The following is a 24,916-nucleotide window of genomic DNA, read 5'->3' on the forward strand; positions in this document are numbered from 1 at the left end:
TGAAAGCGCTGATTATTGCACCCATGGTTTTTTGTATTCTCTATGCGCGATTGAGATCATCGGGATGTCCGAACCGGCCTCTGATCCAAATGATTGTTTCTCTCCTGCAAATAGCTTAGAATAAACAGCTATGACTGAAGCTCAGGAGCTTATCCAGGAACTTACCCGGGAACCCAAGATCGCCTATTTTTCGATGGAAATAGGCGTGCATAACGATATTCCCACCTATAGCGGTGGACTTGGCGTTCTTGCAGGCGATACGATCCGTTCAGGCGCTGACCTCAAGCTGCCGATGGTTGCAGTCACGCTGATGAGCAGAAAAGGCTATTTTACTCAGGAGATCGACAATACAGGCAGGCAGATCGAGCACCCGGCAGTATGGGACCCTGCTGACCACATGAAGCTCCTTCCTTACAGGGTCACGGTCCAGATCGAAGGAAAAGATGTCCAGGTCCAGGCCTGGCTTTATACGGTCAAGAGCCTGACAGGCGGCAGCATCCCCGTCTTTTTTCTTGATACAGATCTGTCTGCCAATGCACCGGAAAACAGGGAGATCACTGCACACCTTTACGGCGGCGACAAAGCATACCGACTGAAGCAGGAGATCGTTCTGGGCCTGGGCGGCGTGCGAATGCTTCATGAGATGGAATTTGATATCAAGAAATATCATATGAATGAAGGCCACGCGAGTTTTCTTATTCTGGAGCTTCTGAACAGATTTAAAAAACCGATCGAAGATGTCTGGGACGAAAAGCTTGTCTGGGACAGGCGGACCGTAAAGAATCTCTGTGTCTTCACGACCCATACGCCTGTTGAAGCAGGCCATGATAAATTCCCCTATGATCTGGTGCTGAAGACGATGGGAGAGATCGTACCTCTTTCATTGCTCCAGGATCTGGCAGGCAAGGACGGCCTTAATATGACCCTGCTTGCCCTGAACCTCAGCCGTTACATCAACGGGGTGGCAAAAAAGCATGGCGAAGTTTCCAAAAGCATGTTCCCCGGATATGAGATCCATGCGATCACAAACGGTGTGCACTCTTTTACCTGGACCTGCGACAGCTTCAAAAAGATCTATGACGAATATTTGCCGGGATGGGCTAATGAGCCTGAGCTTTTTGTGCGGATCGGCCGTATACCGGACGAGAAATTGTGGAGTGCCCATGCTGAAGCGAAACAGCATCTTATCTCCTACGTCAGGGAGCAGACGGGAGTTGAGCTCTCTCCTGATGTCCTGACCCTTGGCTTTGCGCGGAGGGCAACTGCGTATAAAAGGGCAGACCTTCTTTTCAGGGACCTTGAACGATTTGAAAAGATAGGATCAGGCAAGCTCCAGATCGTCTATGCAGGCAAGGCACATCCTCATGATGCTCCCGGCAAACAGCTGATCCAGAACATCTTTGACTACAAGGAAAAACTGAAAGACCGGATAAAGATCGTGTACCTGCAGAACTATAACATGGAGACCGCCCTGAAGATAGTCTCGGGCGTTGACGTATGGCTGAATACACCCCTGAGACCTCTTGAAGCCTCCGGAACAAGCGGCATGAAGGCGACCCATAATGGCGTAATGAACTTCAGCGTGCTTGACGGATGGTGGATTGAGGGACACATTGAGGGCTTTACCGGATGGTCAATAGGTCCTGCTCCGCAGGAACTGACTCCGGGCGCTGATGCAGATGCGCGTGACGCTGAGGACCTCTATCACAAGCTTGAGCATGTGCTCATACCTCTCTATCATAACGAACGCCATACCTGGATCCGTATGATGCAGAATGCGATCGGCAAGAACGCTTATTACTTTAACTCTCACCGCATGATGAGACGATACGTGACCGAGGCATACATCAGATAACCGCTCGTTTTACCTTTTCCGGCTGCAGGTCGGACAGTTCTCCTGCCCAGACACAAAACTTCCGCATGTACTGCACTGAACAAGCTCGATCGGCGTCTGCCAGCCGCAGTGGCCGCATCTGTCTTCACGTTTACTGAGAGGCTGTGAACAGTTAGGGCATCGCCTTCCTGCGGCTTCGGCCTTTAAAGACGGCAGGATCAAAATAACAATGGTGAACAGAGGCAGGATAAAGCAGAGCAGAAACCAGAATAAAACGCTCCTTCCTTTTTTTGCCGCGATAAAGCCCCCAACAATGCCGGCGATCAGTTGAAGAATATAGAGTCTTGCCATAGTAGTCTTATCTCACTGCGGAAGTTATATCTTCCGATGCTTAGGGGAAGAGGTTGCCGGCCCTGAGCACCTTCAGGTCCCAGGCAATATCTGCCGTGCTCTTTTGATTTCTGAAAGAAAGGGAGAGAGTATCCCGGTCAGGCATCAGCACAGTCCTTGGAAAGGCACAGTAGAACATTATTGATACAGGCTCTTCTTTTCTATAGAAGGTTTTAATACCCTTAACCTGTATATGCGTCAGCGGCTTTACCGTATCTGCTCCTGCTGTCAGGGCGATAGCGGGATAGGGGTCATCGGCAATTTCGTCATCAAGTCCTTCCCGCGGAGAGCTGATGCTGACCTTAAAGTAAAGATTATTCTGAAAATCAAAAAGTGCTTTATCTCCGGGAGCGTCTGATTTAAGAACAAGAGATTCGGTCAACAGTGTAGCCTGGAACTTGAGATCATCAGAAGCAGAAACCTTGGTGAGCAGGGAGAGCATATCGTTATAGGCCAGTTCTTTCCTTACCTCTTCCCTTGCCGCAGGCTTCAGCACAGGCAGACTGATAAGTCCGGCATTATACGCATAAAAAGAAAATCCGATACCCCCAAGCAGGATAAGAGCAAGAAGAGCATAAGAAAGCGAGCTCCTGCTTGCAGGCGATATTTTCTCGACGCGTGCAGGAAGAGTTTCCTCTCTTTTCTCAAAAACAGGCGTTGGGGCTTCACGGTCAGCGCTCTGAGAGGCCTGGAGCTTTGATCTGAGCTCAGCATTCTCACGCATGCCCTGCTCAAGCTTCAGCCGCAGGTCAGCCACTGCACTGCCATAGACCGCAAGATCAGCCTTAAGGACTCTGATCTCTTCCTCTTTTGTCCGGCTGAGCAAACTGATCTCGCCCTGCAGGCGGGCAATGGTCTTTGAGATATCATCATGTTCAGCGCTGAGGCGGCTGTTATCATGTCTGCTTTTATTAAGCTCATTCTCAAGGCTGCTGATCAGGGACCGGGCTTGATCCATCTTTTCCTGCTGACCCGCAACATTCCCGGCAAAATCTTTCTTTTCTGAAACCAGCAGGTTGATAGCCTGCTCTTTTTCAGCAAGATTTCTGTTCAGCAGGATGATTTCCTGTTTCAGATGCTCAAAGGCTTCTTTGTACTCGAGGGCAGTTTTCTGCAGCTCCGCCTTCTCAGTGTTCGCAAGACTTGTGATCTCCCGTTTTTCTGCTATCTTTTTCCCAAGCTCTGTCTGCGATGCCATCAGGACCGCTGCATTTTCCTGCAACGCGCTGATCTCTGCCCTGGCGTCTGACAGGGACTGCTCTTTCCGGCTGAGCTGAGATGCCAGACGGTCCTGCTCAAGGACAAGCTCATTGATCTTTTCTGCGGCCTGCGCAAGGTCTTCCTCAAGGCCGGACTTTTCTTTGCGGGATACGTCAAGCAGACAGATATTCTCTGCGAGTTCTTTTTCCTGCTCCAGCCCCCTTGCTGTCAGTCTGTTCATCTCTTCATCCAGACGCATTCTTTCTTTCCTGAGCGAATCAGTCTGGTACAAGAACTCATTATTCTCATGCTCGCGCTCAGATGTCATGGCGGTGAGCAGCTCATTTTTTTCAAGGAGCTGCTGGTTCAGAAGGGCGATCTTCTCCCGCAACGCAGCCAGATCAGAGACATGTTCTGCCGTGGCACTTTCAAGCCTTGTCTGATATCCTGCGATCTCATTCCGGAGGTCTTCGACATCCCGGTCTTTTCCAGGGGTCTGATGCTCTTCAGAGGACATGCCGGCAAGGAGTTCATTTTTTTCGAGGAGCTGCCGGTTCAGGACAGAGATCTGGTCCTCCAGTGCAGCATATCTGTCCGTCTGCTCCGACTCGGACAGTTCGATCTTTTCCTCATATTCCCGCAGTCGTTTCCGGATCTCTGCTATGGTCCTGTCTTTTTCTGCTCCCTGCGCCTCTGCAGAAGCCAAAAGCGCCAACTGTTCATTCTTGCCCAGGAGCTCCCTGCTCAGGCTGACGATCTGTTCCTGGAGATCAGCAATGGCATCTTCATGCTCCGCTGCCGCCTGCTGAGAGCCGGACCGAAGCCCGGAGATATCCTCCATAAGGTTATGGATCTGCTGATCGTTCCCGGCGACCGCGTTACGGAGAGCAACAGTATCATCCTCAAGTTTTTTGTTCGCTGCCATGGCATCCAGGAGCCTGGCCTCCAGATCGTTTTTCTCCTGCCGCTCCTTATCAAGCGCCTGGGCTTGACTGACTGCAGCAACCCTGAGGTCTTCGCCCTCTCTTTTCAGCAGGTCACGTTCATACACAAGGTTCTTGAGCGTAAGCTCATGGGCGCCATGCAATGCCTCAATTTCGTCCTTCTGCTTCTTGTAGTCCTGGGAGATATCGATCAGGAGCTCGTCCTTCCCGATCATCTCCTCGTTAAGCGCGGAGATCTTGACATTGAGATCAAACAGCTCTTTCGAGAAGAGGGAATTCTCTTCCATTTTCATGTCAATGGACATCGAGAGGGAATTTATCTTTTCAAGAAGTGCGGGGATCTTTTCATGGAGTTCGCTGTCTTTATGGCTGAGCTCACCGCTGAGGCGAACGACCTTGGCATTAAGCTCATCGATAACATGAATTCTGCTCTCAATGGCAGAGGTCAGCTCATCAATATCAGTCTTAAGCTCTGCGATCTCCCTGCTGTAATCATCAACCTTTTGCTGGAGATTTTCCTCAACATGTGTCTTATCCGCCTTCAGGTGATCGAGCTCGACCCGGCCATTGTACAGTTCAGCTCTTGCCTCATCCCGGTCCAGCTCGATCTCTGCGATCTGCGATCTGGCCAGTGACAGCTCGGTTTCGAGCCTTTCAATTCTGCCGGCCGCTGTCTTCAGGCTTTCTTTCGTCTCCTCAAGGTCAAGTTCGCCGATTGCAATGCTCTTCTCAAGGTCTTCAACCGTCTTAAGCAGAGATGCGAGGGATGCCTTGTGGCTTTCTCCTTCCCGGTCCAAGCCTGTCTGTGTGACCTGCTGGTCCCCGGTGCCTCCGGTCTCCGGTATCTTTCTCAGCCGTTCCTCAAGTTCTCTTTTTTCTCTCTTCAGAGACTTGACAGCCTGCCCGTCAACGCGAGAGATATTCTGCTGATCACGCTCCAGATTTCTGAAGATCGAGTCCTTTTCAGCGATCAGCTTCTTATTGTCTGCCATAAGATTTTCGATCTTTTTCTTCAGCTCCGAGATCTCCATGTTCCGGAGAATGTCAAAATCAAGAAGCTTTTCTTTCATGCTCTTATGGCTTGCGGAGAACTTCCGGAGCGAGAGGGTGAGTTTTTCTTTTTCCTCCTCAAGCCCCTTGATTATGTCGCTCTGCGACATAATGACAGACTCAAGGTTATTTTTTTCTTTTGCAACAGTAAGGAACTTTTCGGTTATCGCTTCGGATTTATTATCAGCGGGTATTGGACATGCGGAAGGTTCACCCGCTGTGTGCGAAGCCGGGGGGATATTCTTCTCATCCGGTATTTTGTTGCCCTGCGTCTGAGAGGAGTCGGTCATACTCTTGGTGCCAGCCCCTCAATATCCTGCGTTCTTGCCGAGATCAGCATAATAGAAGGTACTAAATTTGAGGACTCCTGTCAATAAATTAATGAAAACAAGGGGTTCCCTTTGTCGCAGTCACCGGTTCGACCGGTAAAGCCCGATTACCAGGCAAGAGAGAGGAGACACTGAAGATCTGACTGAAGGATATTGAACTTGCAGCTAAGCAGCATACACTGCCGTGAGCGGTAGCAGTGTCCTTCTTTTATAACGACATGCACACATATGCCGGTTTTGTCCCGATGCGGGCAGAGGATATGCAGTTTGCCCGTTGCTTCAGAATAGTGACTGTCTTTGAGGTGATATCTCATTGCCGTATTATACCGCTCTGAGGCTGAAGGGGGTATTGTATGCCGGAAATAAAACGTCCGCCCGCAAAAAAAAGCCCCGGAGGAATGATCATCCGGGGCTTCTCTGTATACCCTAAAATCCGACTACTTGTTGACTGCGTCCTTGAAAGCCTTGCCAGCGCTGAACTTGGGGAGCTTCTTCGCAGCGATCTTGATGGCCTTGCCGGTCTGAGGATTTCTTCCGGTCCTTGCTTTCCTCTTTGACTGTGAGAAAGTGCCGAATCCAACAAGGGAAACCTTGTCGCCCTTCTTGACCGACTTGATGATTGCCTCGATAGCTCCATCAAGTGCCTTGCCTGCGCAAGCCTTGGTGCAGTCTGATGCCTCTGCCATCTTTTCGATAAGTTCTGCCTTTGTCATACCCTAATCCTCCTATTGGAATTATTAACTGAATCTCTGCCGTTAATCATATTTAAAGAGGGTTCACCCTGTCAATGGAATTTGCGTGTTAGGAAAAAATTGTGAAAGAATGAAGTGGTGCCCCCTGCATGATTCGAACATGCGGCCCCAGGTTTAGGAAACCTGTGCTCTATCCGACTGAGCTAAGGGGGCATATGCATAGCAACACTGCAAAATTGCAGCAATAGGAAAATATCTTATATCTGTTTATGGGTATGTGTCAACCGAATCAACCTTCTGCATCGCTGCCTGTGCTGGCTTTACAATGCCTCGAGCCTGATTGCATAATACTGTATCAGCAAGGAGGTCTTATCATGCAAAAAAGATATTCCTGGTTCCTGCCGCTCATTATTGTCGCTGCCCTTTTCCTGAATCAGGGGTGTGCTTCAACGCCCAATCAAGCGCTTCTTAACCACGACCGGGCAACACTCGGTCCGATAAAGATGATCCGCTATGAAACCCCTGGCATTCTCAAGTCGTCAGGCACCGAAACCGGCGTCATGGCCCTGGCGACCCTTGCGGTGCCCGGCGGATCTGCCCTTTTTGTGGTAGGCGATGCTTATAGTAAAGCACGCGGTGCAGATACCCAGTATCTGATCCCTGATTTCGGTTCAATGGTCATGGACAGGTTTCTTGAATGCGTTAATGAGAAGGCGCCGGGTTGGCCCGAACTCTCGGCAGTCAGGGAACCGCTGAAGGAGGAACTTAACGAAAACATAAAGACAGCGATCATCGAACTCGATGTCAAGCGTCTTGCCTATGGGAGCATCGACCTTACACGCGGCGGCATCATACTGGACCGCGGAATGGACAAAGGAGTCATTGCTGACGGATTTATGGCAAAGACCGTGGTCACCATGAAGGACCCGCAGGGCGATGTCCTTTGGCAGAAGAGCTATGTCTATTTATCAAAAGACCATGACCGGGGCATGTCACTCGATGAACTCGAAGCGAATAACTGCGATCTCCTGAAGGAGGAAATGATATTTGCTGCAGAGATGACCGTCCAGGACTTTGTCAATCACCTGAACGGGAGCGCGAATTAGAACGCGATCGTTATTTTGATGTTAGCGCCTTGTCAGCCTTACGGCCTCCGATGACTGCAATGAGGAAGCTGCGTTTTATTTCTGTGAGGCCGCATTCTGAGGCGCCACAATGACCATCTTCACCCACGGTATTTCAGCCTTGATCCTGTCACCTATGGCCCTGACCAGGTCCATGCGGGTCATATGTCAACGCCAGCAGTAGCCCGTAGGCCGTATCCGCACATCATGATCTTTAATGTCCACAAATTCGATATCGCCGCCGAGAGCCGTATAGTTAGGTTTCAGCTCTTCTATGATCTGCTTGATTTTCTGAATATCTTTCTCTATATTTTCCATGAGTCTCCTTTTTAAAAATAAGCAAATAATTGTAACAGATTGGAGCTACTTTGGACATGCTTGAAAGTATAAAGGCCCGGCGCAGCGTCAGGAAGTTCACATCAGATCAGGTTCCTGATGACCTGATAGCAAAGATCCTTGAGGCCGGGCGATGGGCGCCATCAGGTCTGAACAATCAGGCCTGGCGCTTTGCTGTTGTAACGGATAAAGCAACCATTAAAAAGATCTCCGGACTGACCCGCTACGCGAAGATAGTGCTTGCCGCGCAGGCGCTGATACCGGTATTCCTTGATACTGCCAGGAGCTATCACCGGGAGAAGGACATTCAGTCGATCGGCGCCTGCCTGCAGAACATGCTCCTTGAAGTTCACGCTCTCGGACTCGGTGCTGTCTGGCTCGGCGAGATCATTAAGAGCAGCGAACCGATAAAACAGCTCCTCGGCCTGCCTGAGGAATTGGAACTTATGGCTGTGATCGCTATGGGATATCCTGATGAAACGCCGCGTTCAACAAAAAGAAAAGAACTGAAAGAGCTGATCGTGTACCGCGATTAGCCGGAGCTGCTCAGGTTGTTTAGACCGAGAAGTTATGATCAGCCTTTCATGGAAACTGCTGATGAAGGCTGGAAATTCTTCCCCTGGACCGTATCCCTGGCCATGAGGTTCTTTTCAATGTCGCTCAGGATCTGGTGCCTGTTCTTCCCCCATACAGGCGCGATGAGGATGTCGTCAGGCGCGGTCGCAAAAAGCCGCTGGAACACGATATGCGGTGCGGTCCTCTCCATAAAATCAACCACAAAATCGAGATATTCCTGGTATCCGAAAACCGGGAACGGATGGTCTTTATACATTTCTGCCAACGGCGTGTCCTTAACGATCTGCAGTTGATGCACCTTCAGGAACTCGATCGGCAGCAATGACATCTCTTCAGCCATGGCAAGCGTTTCCTGGCGGGTCTCGGTCGGGAATCCTGCTATAAGATGAGCTCCGATATGGATGCCCCTGTCTTTAGTCATCTCTACGGCCCGAAGGAACGCCATATAATCGTGGCCCCGCTGAATGAAATCGAGGCTCTTGTCATGCATTGACTGAAGCCCGTATTCGATCAGAACAAAGTATTGCGAGGCAAGAGATTCGAGCATCCTGATCTTCTCCGGATCAACAGCATCCGGCCGTGTGCCGATCGCAAGACCTATCACGTCAGGCTCAGAGAGGGCTTCTCTATAGAACCTTTCCAGTTCTTCAACAGGGGCGTATGTATTGGTATAGGCCTGAAAATAAACAAGGAACTTTGCTGCCTGGAAACGTTTTTTTGTATGACTGATGCCGTTTCTTACCTGCTCGGCGATGGCCAATGAGGGCTTGCAGGAGCTTGGTCTGAAACTGTCGTTGTTGCAATAAATGCAGCCCGAGAAGCCGAGCGTCCCGTCCCTGTTTGGACAGGTGAATCCGGCATCCACATTGACCTTGTAGACTGTCGTGCCAAAGGTCCTGCGCATATGGGCACCGAATGAATTATATCTCTGCATGGTCAATTATCATCCTTATAGAAAGCCCTTGTCAAACGACCGGATGGAAAGCCAGATCGCCCTCTTGCCGGCAGACGCCGCCCGGAAATGCATGAGAGACTGTCTTTGGTCAGTGCCGTGCGAGGCCTGTTTTTCGCGCCGCCTCAGCAACGGCATGGGCAACAGATGATGCCACTTTGCGGTCGAAGATGCTCGGAATGATATAGTCATCATGCAGTTCATCCGTAGAAATTACCTGGGCAATCGCCTGTGCGGCAGCGAACTTGACCGCCTCGTTCACCCCTTTTGCCCTGACGTCAAGAAGACCTCTGAATATGCCGGGAAAACCGAGCACATTATTGATCTGGTTCGGATAGTCTGACCTTCCCGTAGCAAGGATCTTCGCAAGGGGAAGGGCGTCCTCGGGAGATACCTCCGGCTCAGGATTTGCCAGGGCAAACACAATGGGATCCTTTGCCATCTTCCTGATATCATCCGCTGCGATCACATTCGGACCGGACAGACCGATGAAGACATTGGCTCCTGTGAGGGCTTCGACAATGCTGCCCTTTATTTTCCTTGGATTGGTCTTCTTTGCAAGAAGCCTCTTGTATGGGTTCATATACTTTTTTCTGCCCTGATAGACTGCACCGGTTCTGTCACAGACAATAATGTCCTTAATGCCGAACGCTGTTAGCATGTTTGCGTTTGCGATCCCGGCAGCACCTGCGCCGGCAATAACAACACGGAACTTCCTGATATCCTTTTTGAGCAGCCTGCCGACATTGATGAGCGCTGCAAGAACAACAACTGCCGTGCCGTGCTGATCGTCATGGAAAACCGGGATGTCCAGCATCTCCTGGAGCCGACGCTCTATTTCGAAGCAGCGCGGTCCTGAAATATCTTCCAGATTAATACCCCCAAACGGAACCGCTATGTTTTTCACCGTGGCTATGATCTCTTCAGTATCCTTGGTGTTCAAGGCAATAGGAAATGCGTCAATCCCGCCGAATTCCTTGAAGAGCATCGCCTTGCCTTCCATGACCGGCATTGCAGCCTCAGGCCCGATATCGCCGAGACCGAGCACGGCCGTGCCATCGGTGACAACAGCGACCGAATTGCCTTTGATCGTATATTTATACGTATGTTCCTTATGCTCAAAAATATCCATACAGACGCGGGCAACGCCCGGCGTATAGACCTTTGAGAGATCTGCCCGGTCTTTGACCGCGATCTTGTTGTGGATCTCTATCTTGCCGCCCTCATGTGCCGAGAAGGTTCTGTCCATCACCCTCAGCACCCTGATACCCCTCATCTCCTTTATGGCACGGGCAATCGCAATTTCGTGCTCTGCGTCGCGGGCATTGACCGTAACATCCCTGATGATCTTGCCCTTTTCGACACGAACGATATCAACGGACCCAAGGTCTCCTCCTGCCAGGCTGAGCACGGTTGCAAGCTGGGCAAACATGCCGATACGATTGTCGATCTCAAGACGCAGGGTGATACTGTAGCTTGGACTTGGCTGGTGAGACATGGTTTCCTCCAAAGACGTAAGATGTGTTTTATTATCCCACAGTTCGTCGTATAATACAGCAAGACTTTTATTGGCTCAATAGCGACTGTGTCAGAATAGTTCCTATATATCGCGCAGGGATAGGGGTTATGATACTGTTTCAAAACAGGGTAGGCAGAAAGATCGTGATGTCCCTTACCGGGCTTGCCATGGTTATTTTTGTCATTATCCATCTCCTTGGCAATGCCTCCCTGTTCAGCGGCCCGGATGGGATCAATGCGTACGGGAAGCTTTTGCACAGCCTCGGCGCTTTTCTCTGGCTTATCCGCCTGATCATGCTTACAGCCCTCTGCCTGCATATTCTTTTCGGTATCCATCTCACTCTTGAGAACCGTGCAGCAAAACCTCAGCGGTACGCTGTCCGCAAAGATCTCAGCTCGACCTTTGCAGGCAGGAATATGATCTGGACAGGCCTGCTCATTGCCAGCTATCTTTTATATCATCTTCTGCATTTTACTTTGGAGGTGATCTATCCAGGACTGGCGGCCTATCAAAATCCTGACGCTGCAGGCAGGCCTGATATCTTTATGATGGTGGTACTCAGTTTCAGGAATATATCTGTGGCAGGGCTCTATGTCCTTGCCATGGGAGCACTCGCACTGCACCTCAGTCACGGCATACAGAGTATGTTCCAGACCCTTGGCCTGAACAATGAAAGAACCCTTCCTGCAGTTATAAAGATAGGCACGATCGCGGCTGTGGTCCTTTTTCTCGGTTACATATCTATCCCGGTAAGTATAGTTGCCGGCCTGGTAGGAAGGTAAAACCATGATTCTTGACGGCAAATGCCCGACAGGTCCTCTGGCTGAAAAGTGGGACAAGCGCAGACAGGATCTGAAGCTTGTTAATCCGGCCAACAAGCGCAAGTATAAGATCCTTGTCGTAGGCACCGGCCTTGCGGGAGCCTCTGCAGCAGCAACCCTGGGAGAGCTCGGATACCAGGTTGAGGCATTCTGCTTTCAGGACAGCCCGCGCAGGGGCCACAGCATCGCGGCCCAGGGCGGCATCAACGCAGCAAAGAACTATCCCAGTGACGGAGACAGCATATTCCGCCTCTTCTATGACACGATAAAAGGCGGCGACTTCAGGTCACGAGAGGCAAATGTGTACCGCCTTGCAACACTCAGCAATAATATTATTGACCAATGTGTTGCACAGGGTGTTCCGCTTGCCCGCGATTATGCGGGGTATCTCGATAACCGTTCTTTTGGCGGAGCACAGGTCTCAAGGACATTCTACGCGCGGGGCCAGACAGGTCAGCAGCTCTTATTGGGCGCCTATGCTGCACTGTCGAGACAGGTAAAGGCAGGCACGGTCCGGCTTTTTCCCAGGACGGAGATGTTAGACCTCGTGCTGATCAACAACGAGGCAAAGGGAATTACGATCAGGGACCTCGTAACAGGAAAGATCTCCAGCCATGCTGCAGATGCGGTATGTCTCTGTACCGGCGGGTATGCAAATGTTTTTTATCTTTCGACCAATGCCATGGGTTCAAACGTAACCGCTGCATATCGCGCGTACAAAAAAGGGGCCTTATTTGCGAATCCCTGTTTTACCCAGATACACCCGACCTGCATACCGGTGACCGGTGACCATCAGTCGAAACTGACCTTGATGTCCGAGTCCCTCAGGAACGACGGAAGGGTGTGGGTGCCGAAGACAGGAGCAGATGCAAGGCATCTGAAAGATATACCGGAAGAGGAAAGGGACTATTTCCTCGAAAGAAAATATCCGGGCTTCGGAAACCTCGCACCCAGGGATATCGCGTCACGTGCAGCAAAAGAGGTCTGCGATGAAGGCCGCGGAGTGGGCCCGGGCGGCAGAGGAGTGTACCTCGATTTCAGCAATGCCATAGGCCGTCTCGGCAGGGAGAAGATCGCGGAACGGTACGGCAACCTTTTCGAGATGTATGAAAAGATCACCGCTGAGAACGCCTATGAGCAGCCCATGAGGATCTATCCTGCTCCGCACTATACGATGGGCGGGCTCTGGGTTGACTACAATCTCCAGAGCACCATACCTGGACTGTTTGTGCTTGGCGAGGCCAACTTCTCAGACCACGGCGCAAACCGCCTTGGTGCGAGCGCTCTCATGCAGGGACTTGCAGACGGGTATTTCATCATCCCCTCCACAATAGCCGACTACCTTGCCAGAACTGTTCCCGGCCAGGCCTCTGCCGAACAGCCTGAGTTTCAAAAATCGCAGGAGCAGGTCGAGACAATGGCGCAAAAACTGCTTTCGATCAAGGGTAAAAAAACAGCAAACGATTTCCATCGTGATCTTGGCAGGATCATGTGGGAAAATGTCGGCATGGCAAGGAGCAGAGAAAGTCTCAACCGTGCATTGAAGCTCATACCGGAACTCAGGGCAGAGTTTTGGGAGAATGTGAGGATCCCAGGCAGCAGGTCAGAACTGAATCAGGAACTTGAGAAGGCAGGTCGTGTTGCAGACTTCCTCGATTTCGCAGAACTTATGGCACTTGATGCGCTTCATCGCGAAGAATCCTGCGGCGGACACTTCAGAATCGAGCATCAGATGCCGGACGGCGAGGCCAGGCGGGACGACGATCATTTCTCTTACGCAGCAGCATGGGAGTTCAAGGGGCCTGACAGCAACCCCGAACTCCACAAAGAGCCTCTTGTCTTTGAGAATATACAGCTTGCAACGAGGAGCTATAAATAATGGACCTGACCCTTTTCGTCTGGAGACAGAAGGGCCCTGCGGACAAGGGAAGACTTGAAGAGCTCCCGGCTGCAGGCATCAGCCCTGACATGTCGTTCCTTGAGATGCTTGATTTGGTGAACGAGGAACTGATCAGAAAGGGCAAAGAGCCCATAGCCTTTGACCATGACTGCAGGGAAGGTATCTGCGGCATGTGTTCCCAGGTGATAAACGGCATCCCCCACGGCCCGCAGAAAAAAACTACGGTCTGTCAACTGCATATGCGCAACTTTAGAGATGGCGATACTATTTATATTGAACCCTGGAAGGCAAGGGCCTTCCCGGTGATCAAAGACCTGATTGTTGACAGAAGCAGCCTTGACCGCATTATCCAGTCTGGCGGGTACGTGTCAGTGCATACAGGTGGCGTTCCGGACGCAAATACTGTGCTGATATCCAAAGAGGAGGCTGATACTGCGATGGATGCGGCCGAATGCATAGGATGCGGCGCATGCGTGGCAGCCTGTCCTAATGGTTCAGCCATGCTCTTTACAGGAGCAAAGGTGTCGCATCTGGCAGCGCTTCCTCAGGGAAGGATAGAGGCTGCACGGCGCGTCTGCATGATGACCGCTGCAATGCTCAAGGAGGGTTTCGGCAACTGCAGCAACCACTATGAATGCGAGGCTGTATGCCCGAAAGGCATCAAGGCAAAGTTCATCGCAACATTGAACCGGGAATATATAAAGGCCATACCCGGGGAGCTGATCAAAGTCAGGGGAAAGAGCGGCAGTGATTAGGACCGGCAGCTTACTGCACTATTTACCTCTTGCATTTCTAAAGAACATTCTATAAGATTTAATTATAAGCTTATAATTTAAAGCCTATGCTAATGAGCAATAATACAAACCGTCGTAAGGAGGAACCATGAAACGTCTGAGCCTTATCATTCTTATGTCCTTTGTGCTGAGCCTTATTGCCTCATCGCTTTTCGCAGCAGATACCTTTGACCTTGTTATCCCGCTGCCTCTGACAGGCAAGCAGGCAAAGTTCGGCGAGATGATGAAAAGATCCTATGAGATCGCAGCAGAAGAGATCAATGCCAAGGGCGGCATCAAGAAAAAGAAAATTAACCTCTCGTTTGAAGATTCCGGCGCTAAGCCCGAGACGGCCCGCGCCATTGTCGAGAAGCTGATCGACACCAAGAAACAGCCGATCATTGTGGGAGAATACACCTCAGCGTGTGCAAAGGCGGTTGCTGCCGTTGCCGAGGAGCGGAAGACCCCCTATCTCGTGGTTGCCAGCGCTGACGATGACATCACCCAGAAGCATTACAAGTACGTATTCCGCCAGAACCCGGTCAATGCCCATTACAGCGACGCTGTTATCGACTTCATCAAGAATGTGGTTAAACCCAAAACCATTGCTATCCTTTTTGAAAGCTCTGCTTTCGGCACATCAGGAGCTGACGCTATGGTGAAAGATGCCGAGAAGGCAGGCATTAAGGTGGTACTGAAAGAGAAGTACGAGGCAGGCTCTGTGGACTTCAAGCCTCTTCTTTCGAAGGTCAAGGCAGCCCAGCCCGACGTTCTTTATATGGTCTCGTATGTTATGGATGCCTCACTCCTGATGAAGCAGATCAAGGAGCTGAGGATCGATGCCAAGCTCTTTGCCGGAGGGGCAGCAGGATTTGCTATCCCTGAGTTCATTGATAATGCAAAGGACGCGGCAGAATATGTGATCACTGCAACGCTCTGGACAACGCAGCTTAAATACCCGGGCTCAAAAGAATATGCAGAGAAATACAAAAAGAAATACGGCGACTATCCTTCTTATCATGGAGCATCAGCCTATTCAGCCCTTTTCGTGACCAAAGAAGCGCTCGAAAAGGCAAAGGACTGGACTCCTGAGGGAATACGTGCTAGCCTTAAGGCAACGAATATGACAACAGCCTTCGGCCCTGTAAAATTCGAAGACAAGGAAGGCTATCAGAACCAGAATTTCTCTGATACCTATGTGCTGCAGGTCATTAAAGGAGAGCATGAGACCATCTGGCCTGAAAAACATGCAAGCAAAAAATATGTATACCCCATGCCGACCTGGAGAGAGAGAAGGTAATTCATTAATATGAGTAAAACCGGTTAATACCACATGACATCTGCAGGGCTTGAAGTTCTGCTGCAGACGCTGATATCAGGCCTCCTCCTTGGAGGCCTGTATGCCCTTATCGGCATCGGCATGACCCTGATCATGGGCGTCATGAAGATCATCAACCTCGCCCATGGCGAACTGATGATGGTCGGCATGTATATCGCCTATGTGCTCTTTTCCTCGTTTCATATCGACCCCTATCTGTCAATACTGATCGCTGCTCCGGTTCTTTTTTTCCTCGGCATATTTATTCAGAAGTACCTCATAAATCCGGTGCTGAAGGTTGAAGCTATCATACCCGAAAACCAGGTCATCCTTACCGTAGGCATCGGCATGGTGCTTGCCAACATCGCCACGATCATTTTCTCGTCAGATTACAAGACCACTCCGGTCGAATATGCGACAAAGGCCTGGTACCTTTCGGACATCTGGAAGACATCGCCGATCGAGCTTTCGCTCTCGATGGCGTGGTCAGTCTCATTCTGCGTTGCCCTGCTCATCACAGCCTGCCTCTGGTTCTTTTTGGCAAAGACAGACATGGGAAAATCCATCCGGGCAACAGCACAGGACAAGGAAGCAGCCCAGCTTATGGGGGTAAACGTTGAAAGGATGAGGGTCTTCACCTTTGGTCTCGGCTCTGCGCTTGTCGGTTCTGCCGGCTGCCTCTTCATCCCTATCTACTATCTCTACCCTGACCTGGGAGGTCAGTTTACCCTGATCGCTTTTGTCATCACGATCCTCGGCGGCCTCGGATCTACAGTCGGGGCAATTGTCGGTGGTCTTATCCTCGGCGTATTCGAATCCTTGACCTCTACCTATGTGGGCATGGGATGGGCGCCTGTGGGCAGATTTGTGATCTTTGTCGCGGCCCTTATCTTTGTGCCGGGAGGCATCATGTCGCTCTTCAAAAAGAAGAGGCTCGGAAAATGAAAAAGGCGCTTCCTCTGATCGTTGCCGGGCTCCTCGCAATCCTTCCTCTGCTCGGGTTGAGCTCATACTGGATGCATATCCTGATCCTCGTGATCATGTGGTCAGTCATCGGCATGGCATGGAACCTCCTTGGCGGGTACTGCGGTCAGGTATCATTCGGTCATGCTGCCTTCTTTGGCGTGGGTGCATACACAGCCGGAATCCTCTATAACAAGCTTGGCATATCCGGGTGGTGGGGACTGCCGATCAGCATCTTCGTTGTCACGATCTTCGCCCTTGTCATCGGGTACATATGTTTAAGGCTGAAAGGCCCTTTCTTTGCGCTCGGCACGCTGGCCATGGGTGTTATCCTGAGGGTCATGGCAGAGAATCTTACGACTATTACCGAAGGCGATCTTGGCATCATGATCAGAGAAAGAACCTGGATCGAGAAGACCTGGTATTTCTATGTCATTCTTGTCATTGCATTGCTGAGTTTCTTCCTCGTGAAAAAGGTCATCGAATCCAAACTTGGCTATTACTTTGTGGCGATCCGGGAAGACCAGGATGCTGCTGAATCCCTCGGCATTAACACAACGCTTTATAAGACAATTGCGCTCAGCCTGAGTGCTGTGATCACCGGGCTTGCAGGCGCCTTTTATACAAACTATATGGGATACATTGATCCCAAGATCGTTTTTGCGCTGCATGACATCTCGATCGTAACGATCATGGTGGTTATGGTCGGAGGAGTGGCAACATACTGGGGACCCTTTGTCGGTGCGATCATCATGGTCTTTCTTGCCGAGATCATCCGGACCATTCCCAAGCTCGGTGCTGCGCATCATACCTTCTTCGGCATCCTCTTAATTGTGATTATTATTTTCCTGCCTAACGGCGTGGTCGGGGACTGGCCCAAGCTGAAGAGGTTCCTCAGGATCGGGAGGGCCGGCTGATGGCAATGCTTGAGGTCAAAGGCGTTTCGCGTTTCTTCGGCGGACTTGCAGCCCTGACCGATATCTCATTCGGCGTTGAAAAGGGGGAAATCCTTGGCCTGATCGGACCGAATGGCGCAGGAAAGACCACCATGTTCAATGTGGTGAACGGTTTCTATGCGCCCTCCAGGGGCGAAGTCTTCTTTAACCAGAAGAAGATATCCGGCCTCAAACCTCACCAGATCTGCAAGATGGGCATTGCCAGGACCTTTCAGGTAGTAAGACCCCTTCAGAGGATGAGTGTGCTCGACAATGTGATAGCTTCAGCCTTTCTGCGCGTGAAGAACAGGTCCCAGGCCGAGGAAATAGCCCTGGAAACGATCAAATTTACCGGACTATACGATGACCGGGAAGTTATATCAAAGGGACTTCCGCTCGGCAAGAGAAAGAAGCTCGAGATAGCCCGGGCACTTGCCACCCAGCCCGAGATGCTTCTGCTTGATGAATCCTTTGCAGGACTGAACCCTGCAGAACTTGACGATTCCATCGGGATCATACGCAGGATAAAGGAAAGAGGCATAACCATCATGATCATAGAGCATCACATGAAGGTCATCATGGCTATTTCCGACAGGATCGTTGTATTAAGCTATGGACAGAAATTGGCAGAGGGAACGCCGCATGAGATAGGGAACAACCCCCTTGTGGTTGAGGCGTATCTTGGAGAAACAGAGAGTGCTTGAGATAAGGAACATAGACGTCTTCTATGGAGATGTCCAGGTGATCTGGGATGTTGCCTTTGAGGTGAAAAAAGGTGAGATCGTCGCCCTCATCGGTGCAAACGGAGCAGGCAAGTCAACAACCCTGAAGACGATCTCCGGGATAGTGAGGCCCCGAAAGGGTGAGGTGGTCTTTGACGGAGCCCTGATCCATAAAATCGAACCCTACAAACTGATAGAGCAGGGATTGGCCCTCTGTCCTGAGGCAAGAAGACTGTTCGTGGAGATGACCGTGGAAGAGAACCTGGACATGGGTTCATTGAAGGGCGAGGCGAAGAAACAGAGACTGAAGACCAAGGAGATGGTATTTGAGCTCTTTCCGAGGCTCGGTGAGCGGAGAAGGCAGCTTAGCGGGACATTGAGTGGCGGTGAACAGCAGATGGTTGCTATAGGAAGAGGCCTGATGTCTTTGCCGAAATTGCTGATGTTTGACGAACCATCGCTCGGGCTCGCCCCTATTCTTGTCAGAGAGGTCTTTAATGTCATCAAGCGGATACGGGAAGCCGGGACCACGGTCCTTATTGTTGAGCAGAACACAAAGCAGACCCTTTCGATCGCTGACCGGGCGTATGTGCTCGAGACCGGCAGGATTACGCTTCAGGGTACAGGCCAGGCACTGCTTAATGATGAGCATGTGAAAAAAGCATATCTGGGAGTGTAAAAGACCGTGATGCATAATACGTGATGGGTAACAGATAGAAGTCTTTTTATACACTTCTCATTACACCTTACTCATTACGCGTCACTTATTTAGGAGGTATTTATTATGTTCGTTTCTGACTGGATGACAAGAAAAGTGATCACCATAGCTCCTGACAGCAGCGTTTCCGAAGCAGTCAAGCTCATGAAGGAGAAGAAGATAAAGCATATCCCTGTGGTAAAGGACGAGAGGCTCAAGGGCATCATATCGGACAGGGACATCAGGGAGTTCAGTCCGTCCAAGGCAACATCACTCGATGTGTATGAACTGCATTACCTCCTTGCAACTACCAAAGTAAAAGAGCTGATGAAGACAAAGGTCGTCACGATTACTCCGGATTCCCCGGTTGAAGAGGCTGCCATGCTTATGTATGACAACAGCATCGGTTCTCTTCCTGTCATCGAAAACAGCAGGGTTGCCGGCATCATATCCGATAGGGACATATTCCGGGTGCTGGTGGATATTACCGGCGTTAGGCACGGTGGCCATAGAATAGCGGTGATGGTTGATGACAGACCCGGTTCTGTGCGAGAGGTGGCAGACATCATCAGAAAATACGGCTTTAGCCTGCAGAGCATTCTTACTTCCTACGAAAAAGCAGCAAAGGGTTATCGGAACGTCGTTATCCGGTGCAGCGGAGAAGGCAAGTTCGGGGCGCTGAAATCAGAGCTCATGGGAACATTCAAGGGAGTGAAGATAGACAAGGGGTAGCCCCTCTGCGTCAGGAAGAACCTTCTGCCAGTTCCCTCAGGCGGGAAAGGTATCTTTTGCCTGAAGACGCCCCCATGATATTTCTTATTCTCAGCGACAATCTGCCGGCAATCCCCATACCGCTTTTCTCAATAAGAACGGTTTGCTTCAGCAGAGTTCCCTTGCTGTCAGGAAACACCTCATAGATCTCCTGAATAAAGCCTTTTTTGGGGAGGTTGCCGCCTGAAAAGTGAAGCGCAATACGCGCAGAATCCTCATACTCCAGGATTTCTGCGAGAAAATTGCTTTCCTTCGCTGCCAGCTTATACCGAATCCGATATTGCGAATTTGCCTGCGGTCTTCCGGGGGTTATCGGCACGACAGCCGTTATCCTGGGGTTCCAAATCTTCATGAGCATGGGATCGGTAATAAAGCCCCAGATCTTTTCCGGCGGCGCAGACATGCGTATTTTGTTCTTGATGATCATGGGGTATCTTTCCTGTCCTTACTTAAATTAGTGCTGAGAAATTATAGCAAATCTTTCGGGGTCGGGCTGCATAGTGTTTTTTCATGCGGGATGTACATCTGAATTCCTAAGACCGGTGGGCAGAGAAGAAGGGAACAGTAATCATCTGCAAAAAGCAGCCGACATCAGAGATCGCTATGCCTAAGCAGCTTCGAGATGCCTCTCGAGATGGTGCATGATGAAGCTCTCGCCATTGAATGTCCAGATATAGTCCTCAGTGAAGGATTCGCACCCGGCATTTCTGCACTGATAGGTGTTCTGGACAGACATTACAGCACCATCAGATGTGTCCATGCTCTCAACCATTGTGCTTCCCACCGGCGTGAGCCGGCAACTACAGATCGGACAGATCATCTTTCTTCCCCCCTTAAAGTCAGAAAGAATTTACTGCTTACTTCCATTATAGTATGTATAGCGGCACGGTCAAGGAATATCTTTTGGCCGCGCATAAATCTGCATTACTCTGTCAAAGAGTTAGTGCATGAATATGTCACGAGGGCGATATCGTTATAAAGAAAATTCAGGGCTGCTGTGCTTTTTAAAAGTCCTGCGCATGTGTATCGCACACCATGACCATTCTCTGCTAAAATTACTATTCAATGAACTCGGCAGATAAAGAGATATGATGGATGTGCTAACAATTATAAATTACTATTTCGCTCCGGGCTCAGCTGCCTCTGATATCCTTATTGAGCACAGCAGTTTGGTCATGGAAAAGGCCATTGCTGTTGCTGAACACGTGAGCCACCTATCGCCTGATATCACGTTTATCAAAGAGGCAGCCATGCTTCATGACATAGGCATCGTTTTTGTCCATGCACCTGAGCTTGGTTGTCATGGGGACAGGCCATACATCTGTCACGGTTATCTTGGACGGGAGCTTCTTGAAAAAGAAGGTTTTCCCCGGCACGCACTTGTTTGTGAGAGGCATATTGGCACCGGCCTCGGCATCACGGACATTGAGGCGCTGAATCTTCCTCTCCCCATGCGGGACATGAGGCCGCAGACCATTGAAGAAAAGATCGTCTGCTATGCGGACAAGTTCTATTCAAAAAGGATCGGCCGGCTGCGGCAGGAAAAATCAGAAGATGAGGTGAGAGAGGAATTAGAGAAGTTCGGGCCTGAAAAACTCGGGGCTTTCGAAGAACTGCATCGGCTTTTCAATAATAGATCTTCTCAAGAAAAAGGCCGGCTGCAGGAGCAGTAGGGCCGGCCATTGTTCTGTCCCGTGCATTGAGTATAGCGTTCACATCTCTCGCTTCGAGCTTACCCTTGCCGACCTCTGCAAGGGTGCCGACAATGTTTCTGACCATATGCCTCAGAAAAGCATTAGCCTCCACGGATACCCTGATCCAGTCGCCCTTCATCGAAGCAGACATGAACTCCATGGATTGAAGGGCTGCGATCTCAAGAGAATAAATATGCCTCACTGTTGTCTTTGCGCTGCATCCTGAACCCCTGAGAGATGAAAAATCGTGTTCCCCTGTCAAGAGTGAAGCGGCTTCTCTCATTGCGTCGAGATCAAGGGTTGTCTTTATCTGCCATTGGTAGTTATAAAGAAAGGCCGACCTGTCCCTGCCGATGTTTATAAGATAGATATATCTTTTTTTCACTGCATTAAAGCGCGGATTGAACAGACCATCAGTTTCTTCTATGCTGACAACCCTGATATCTTCCGGAAGCTTTGCATTCAATGCCCTTTTCAGGACATCGATGGTCAGGTCTGAATCTGTGCTGAAGACAGCAACCTGTCCCAGGGCATGAACGCCTGCGTCTGTCCTGCTCGCACCGGAAAGTCGAATTTGATGGCCTGTAACACTGACGATCGTTTTGCAAAGAACATCCTGTATGGTATTCCCTGACTTTTGAGACTGCCATCCTTGGTAATTCGTGCCGTCGTATTCAAGCAGCAGCTTAATATGTCTCATAATGTTGTGCGCGGTCGGTCAGAACGGTCCGGCTGATATGCTGGCGGCAACGAGGCAGTCTTCCTTCTCTTTATTTGGTATGCCCGGGGGTGATATTGCTGACGAAAAGATCGACCAGTTTTGGGTCGAACTGGGTGCCTGCCTTCTGTTTCAGCTCCTGAAGCGCATCCTCGTAGGTCAAGGGCACCTTATACGACAGGGGGCTTGTCATCGCATCAAAAGCTTCGGCTATTGCTATGATGCGGGCTTCAAGCGGGATGTTCTCTCCCTTGCGCTTTGTCGGAGGATACCCATTCCCGTCATATTGCTCGTGATGATAAAGTATGAAGGGAGCAATCTCTGTATAAAATGTGATAGGTCTGATCATCTCATACCCGATCACCGGATGCTGCATGTAAACATCTTTCTTGTATGCCTCGTCAGGGTCGATCTTGAGAAAGCCGACATCATGCAGCAGACTTGCAAAATACAGACGTTTCTTCTCTTCCATTGACATGCCAAGCGCCTTCGCAAGAACATTGCTGTACCGGGCGACTCTGAGAGCATGCCCCTTCTTCTCAGGCTGCTGGAAATCAATTGTTTCAAGGAGCAGGTCAGTGAGGTGTATTTCATAATTCTTCTGATCTTCGACAAATTTTGTCTTGAGGATCGAAATGGCCGCCTGCTCCGCAAGATAACTGAGGATCTCTTCATCTCTCTGACGGTAGTGATGGCCGCCCTCTTTATTGAGAACTGCAAGCACGCCAATAACCCCGGAGCTTGTCTTGAGCGGAACGCAAAGGATTGATTTCGTCTCAAAGCCTGTCAGAGCGTCAAACTGAGGATTAAACAGTTCGCTCTTTTTTACGTCAGAAATGGAGAGGGACTTCCCTTCAAGGGCTACTGACCCCGTAATGCCCTTGCCAAGCTCCACGGCAGTGCCGAGCAGCTCGGCGGCCTTTTCACCCCTTACGATCTTGAAGACAAGCTTCTTTTTTTCATCCAGCAGAAGCAGGGAGCCGGCTGCTGAATCCGTTATGGAAAGAGCATAGTCCATGATCTTTTCGAGAAGGATATCGCCATAGATCTCCTCCCTCAGATCCCTGGTAATACCCAACATTCTCTCAAGCCTGTTGCTGTAGTCCTGGATGATCCTGATCGTTTCCTTTGACAGCTGCATTGAAAGATAGAGGCCCACCACAGAAAGAAAAAAAATGAAGGTAACAACGAGAGAGACCGATACGTCCGGAATATAATTCATGAAGGGGATGATCGGAGAGAAGACATAACGAAAAAATATCACAAGAAATGAGAGAACAACAACGCTCATGATCACATTAACCGTGAAAATACGTTTGCGAATCTGAACTATTATCGCGTTTGAGTGATCTTCATGCCTCGTTGACATACCATAACTCTAACCAAGAACATTTCCGATGTCAATCAGGTCCCTCAGAAGAGGGTGCGGGTACCAGGAAAGAAACTTTATATCCGGTGCGATTACACTGACTTGAGCGCAGTTCTCAGATCATCGATGATATCGGCCGGGTCTTCAAGTCCGGTTGAAACTCTGATCAGCGCAGGATCCATGCCTGCCTTTCGGCATGCAGCGTCTGAACGATCGCCGTGAAACATGAGGGAACTGTTTAATACTAAAGTTTCTGTATCGCCAAGGCTTACGCCAATTTTACATAATCTGACATTATTCAGAAACCGTTGACAGGCACTTCTGCTTTCAAGGGTGAATGACAACATCCCGCCATACGCAGCCATCTGCTTTTTTGCGATCTCATGGCCTGGATGTTCTTTCAACCCTGGATATATGACACGTGTTATTTTCTTATGCCCTGAAAGAAAGCCTGTGATCTTCTCTGCTGACCTGCAGTGGTAGTCCATACGGACATGAAGCGTCTTTAAGCCCCTGATAAAGAGCCACGCGTTGAAGGGGGATATGCATCCGCCCATGCAGAGCAGCATGGTCGCCCTGAGCCGGCCGATGAACTTCGTTGAGCCTGCCACAATGCCGCCAATGGCGTCGCCATGGCCGCCAATATATTTTGTCGCCGAATGGACAACGCAGTCTATGCCGTCGGACAGGGGATGCTGAAGATAAGGCGTGGCAAACGTGTTGTCAATAACGCTGAAAAGCCTGTATTTTTTTGCCAGGGAAGCGATGGCCCTCATGTCAATAATGCTCAGCTCAGGATTTGACGGTGTTTCAAAGAAAATAAGTTTTGTCTTTCGGTTGACCAGCGATGCTATTTGTTTCTGCACGTTGTCATAGGGATCGAAGAACCGGACCATGCAGCCGCTCTTTTTCAGGATCTGTTCAAAAAAGCCCTTTGAGCCGCCATAAATGCGGCTGCTCGATATCATCTCATCTCCAGGAGCAAGGACCTCCAGAAAAACGGCAGCCAGGGCAGCCATGCCGGATGCAAAGGCAACTGCATCCTCAGCTCTTTCAAGCGCTGCAAGCTTCTTCTCAAAGACCTCTACAGTGGGATTGCCTATTCTGGTATAGACAAATCCCTTTTGAGCTCCCTGATTGACCCTGCCAGCCTCTTCAATGGTATCAAAGTAAAAGGTGCTGGTCTGAAAGATAGGCGTGCTCGAAGGATGGTGGGGAAACTGCCCCTCACCCTTGTGGACTGCGTCTGTTCCAAATCCTGTAATATTCTTTTTCATGGTTTTCGGGGG

General features: G+C 50.2%; 24 protein-coding genes and 1 tRNA gene. 13 read left to right on the forward strand and 12 right to left on the reverse strand.

Annotated features, from left to right (window positions below; translation table 11 throughout):
* Positions 1 to 130: 130 nt before the first annotated feature.
* Positions 131 to 1,855: an alpha-glucan family phosphorylase gene (glgP, locus tag HZB62_08130; GenBank protein ID MBI5075113.1), complete on the forward strand. Its 1,725-nt coding sequence runs from the start codon at positions 131 to 133 to the stop codon at positions 1,853 to 1,855.
* A gap of 9 nt (positions 1,856 to 1,864) precedes the next feature.
* Here the strand turns inward: glgP and HZB62_08135 are convergent, their stop codons facing one another.
* The 4 genes from HZB62_08135 to HZB62_08150 form a co-directional block, all read right to left on the reverse strand.
* Entirely contained in the window at positions 1,865 to 2,185 is a 321-nt protein-coding gene (locus HZB62_08135) for a hypothetical protein (GenBank protein MBI5075114.1), read from the reverse strand.
* A 40-nt stretch (positions 2,186 to 2,225) separates the two neighbouring features.
* A complete protein-coding gene (locus HZB62_08140; protein ID MBI5075115.1) occupies positions 2,226 to 5,708 on the reverse strand; it encodes a hypothetical protein in 3,483 nt (1,160 codons plus the stop codon).
* Positions 5,709 to 6,184: 476 nt separating this feature from the next.
* On the reverse strand, positions 6,185 to 6,460 hold the full coding sequence (locus tag HZB62_08145) for an HU family DNA-binding protein (protein MBI5075116.1): 276 nt from the start codon (positions 6,458 to 6,460) through the stop codon (positions 6,185 to 6,187).
* Between the two features lie 115 nt (positions 6,461 to 6,575).
* Positions 6,576 to 6,652 (reverse strand) — tRNA-Arg (locus HZB62_08150).
* Between the two features lie 161 nt (positions 6,653 to 6,813).
* Between HZB62_08150 and HZB62_08155 the strand changes: the two genes are divergently transcribed.
* Positions 6,814 to 7,545: a hypothetical protein gene (locus HZB62_08155; GenBank protein MBI5075117.1), complete on the forward strand. Its 732-nt coding sequence runs from the start codon at positions 6,814 to 6,816 to the stop codon at positions 7,543 to 7,545.
* A 186-nt stretch (positions 7,546 to 7,731) separates the two neighbouring features.
* Here the strand turns inward: HZB62_08155 and HZB62_08160 are convergent, their stop codons facing one another.
* Positions 7,732 to 7,881: a NifU family protein gene (locus HZB62_08160; protein MBI5075118.1), complete on the reverse strand. Its 150-nt coding sequence runs from the start codon at positions 7,879 to 7,881 to the stop codon at positions 7,732 to 7,734.
* A gap of 50 nt (positions 7,882 to 7,931) precedes the next feature.
* On the opposite strand from HZB62_08160, the gene HZB62_08165 reads away from it, so the two are divergent.
* Positions 7,932 to 8,435: a nitroreductase gene (locus tag HZB62_08165; protein MBI5075119.1), complete on the forward strand. Its 504-nt coding sequence runs from the start codon at positions 7,932 to 7,934 to the stop codon at positions 8,433 to 8,435.
* 38 nt (positions 8,436 to 8,473) lie between these two features.
* Here HZB62_08165 and HZB62_08170 read toward each other — a convergent pair whose 3' ends face one another.
* Complete coding sequence (locus HZB62_08170) at positions 8,474 to 9,409, reverse strand: TIGR01212 family radical SAM protein (GenBank protein ID MBI5075120.1); 936 nt, start codon at positions 9,407 to 9,409, stop codon at positions 8,474 to 8,476.
* Positions 9,410 to 9,518: 109 nt separating this feature from the next.
* Positions 9,519 to 10,925 carry an NAD-dependent malic enzyme gene (locus tag HZB62_08175; GenBank protein MBI5075121.1) on the reverse strand — a complete coding sequence of 469 codons (1,407 nt, stop codon included), beginning with the start codon at positions 10,923 to 10,925 and terminating at the stop codon, positions 9,519 to 9,521.
* A gap of 128 nt (positions 10,926 to 11,053) precedes the next feature.
* Here HZB62_08175 and HZB62_08180 point away from each other — a divergent pair, with 128 nt between their 5' ends.
* From HZB62_08180 to HZB62_08220, 9 genes are all read left to right on the forward strand, one after another.
* Positions 11,054 to 11,728, forward strand: a complete 675-nt coding sequence (locus tag HZB62_08180) for a succinate dehydrogenase cytochrome b subunit (GenBank protein MBI5075122.1) — start codon at positions 11,054 to 11,056, stop codon at positions 11,726 to 11,728.
* 4 nt (positions 11,729 to 11,732) lie between these two features.
* A complete protein-coding gene (locus tag HZB62_08185) occupies positions 11,733 to 13,646 on the forward strand; it encodes a fumarate reductase/succinate dehydrogenase flavoprotein subunit (GenBank protein MBI5075123.1) in 1,914 nt (637 codons plus the stop codon).
* Positions 13,646 to 14,422, forward strand: coding sequence for a succinate dehydrogenase/fumarate reductase iron-sulfur subunit (locus HZB62_08190; GenBank protein ID MBI5075124.1), 777 nt, complete (start codon positions 13,646 to 13,648; stop codon positions 14,420 to 14,422). Before HZB62_08185 ends, HZB62_08190 begins: the two co-directional genes overlap by 1 nt.
* Positions 14,423 to 14,549: 127 nt before the next feature.
* Positions 14,550 to 15,740 carry an ABC transporter substrate-binding protein gene (locus tag HZB62_08195; protein ID MBI5075125.1) on the forward strand — a complete coding sequence of 397 codons (1,191 nt, stop codon included), beginning with the start codon at positions 14,550 to 14,552 and terminating at the stop codon, positions 15,738 to 15,740.
* A gap of 33 nt (positions 15,741 to 15,773) precedes the next feature.
* The gene (locus HZB62_08200; protein ID MBI5075126.1) at positions 15,774 to 16,703 is read left to right on the forward strand and encodes a branched-chain amino acid ABC transporter permease; all 930 of its coding nucleotides are present in this window, start codon (positions 15,774 to 15,776) and stop codon (positions 16,701 to 16,703) included.
* On the forward strand, positions 16,700 to 17,638 hold the full coding sequence (locus HZB62_08205) for a branched-chain amino acid ABC transporter permease (GenBank protein MBI5075127.1): 939 nt from the start codon (positions 16,700 to 16,702) through the stop codon (positions 17,636 to 17,638). Before HZB62_08200 ends, HZB62_08205 begins: the two co-directional genes overlap by 4 nt.
* Entirely contained in the window at positions 17,638 to 18,360 is a 723-nt protein-coding gene (locus HZB62_08210) for an ABC transporter ATP-binding protein (protein ID MBI5075128.1), read from the forward strand. The genes HZB62_08205 and HZB62_08210 overlap by 1 nt, the downstream gene beginning before the upstream one ends.
* Positions 18,353 to 19,057: an ABC transporter ATP-binding protein gene (locus HZB62_08215; protein ID MBI5075129.1), complete on the forward strand. Its 705-nt coding sequence runs from the start codon at positions 18,353 to 18,355 to the stop codon at positions 19,055 to 19,057. Before HZB62_08210 ends, HZB62_08215 begins: the two co-directional genes overlap by 8 nt.
* 105 nt (positions 19,058 to 19,162) lie before the next feature.
* Positions 19,163 to 19,807: a CBS domain-containing protein gene (locus HZB62_08220; GenBank protein MBI5075130.1), complete on the forward strand. Its 645-nt coding sequence runs from the start codon at positions 19,163 to 19,165 to the stop codon at positions 19,805 to 19,807.
* A 10-nt stretch (positions 19,808 to 19,817) separates the two neighbouring features.
* On the opposite strand, the gene HZB62_08225 is transcribed toward HZB62_08220, so the two are convergent.
* Positions 19,818 to 20,273, reverse strand: a complete 456-nt coding sequence (locus HZB62_08225) for an SRPBCC family protein (GenBank protein MBI5075131.1) — start codon at positions 20,271 to 20,273, stop codon at positions 19,818 to 19,820.
* Between the two features lie 180 nt (positions 20,274 to 20,453).
* Positions 20,454 to 20,666, reverse strand: coding sequence for a hypothetical protein (locus tag HZB62_08230; protein MBI5075132.1), 213 nt, complete (start codon positions 20,664 to 20,666; stop codon positions 20,454 to 20,456).
* Positions 20,667 to 20,937: 271 nt separating this feature from the next.
* On the opposite strand from HZB62_08230, the gene HZB62_08235 reads away from it, so the two are divergent.
* Positions 20,938 to 21,519 carry an HD domain-containing protein gene (locus HZB62_08235; GenBank protein ID MBI5075133.1) on the forward strand — a complete coding sequence of 194 codons (582 nt, stop codon included), beginning with the start codon at positions 20,938 to 20,940 and terminating at the stop codon, positions 21,517 to 21,519.
* On the opposite strand, the gene truA is transcribed toward HZB62_08235, so the two are convergent.
* From truA to HZB62_08250, 3 genes are all read right to left on the reverse strand, one after another.
* A complete protein-coding gene (gene truA / locus HZB62_08240; GenBank protein ID MBI5075134.1) occupies positions 21,473 to 22,240 on the reverse strand; it encodes a tRNA pseudouridine(38-40) synthase TruA in 768 nt (255 codons plus the stop codon). The genes HZB62_08235 and truA overlap by 47 nt on opposite strands.
* A 70-nt stretch (positions 22,241 to 22,310) precedes the next feature.
* Positions 22,311 to 23,549: a GAF domain-containing protein gene (locus HZB62_08245; protein MBI5075135.1), complete on the reverse strand. Its 1,239-nt coding sequence runs from the start codon at positions 23,547 to 23,549 to the stop codon at positions 22,311 to 22,313.
* A 170-nt stretch (positions 23,550 to 23,719) separates the two neighbouring features.
* Positions 23,720 to 24,904: a PLP-dependent transferase gene (locus HZB62_08250; protein MBI5075136.1), complete on the reverse strand. Its 1,185-nt coding sequence runs from the start codon at positions 24,902 to 24,904 to the stop codon at positions 23,720 to 23,722.
* Positions 24,905 to 24,916: the final 12 nt, after the last annotated feature.

Source organism: Nitrospirota bacterium, from assembly GCA_016214855.1.
In the GTDB taxonomy this organism is placed as follows: domain Bacteria; phylum Nitrospirota; class Thermodesulfovibrionia; order Thermodesulfovibrionales; family UBA6898; genus UBA6898.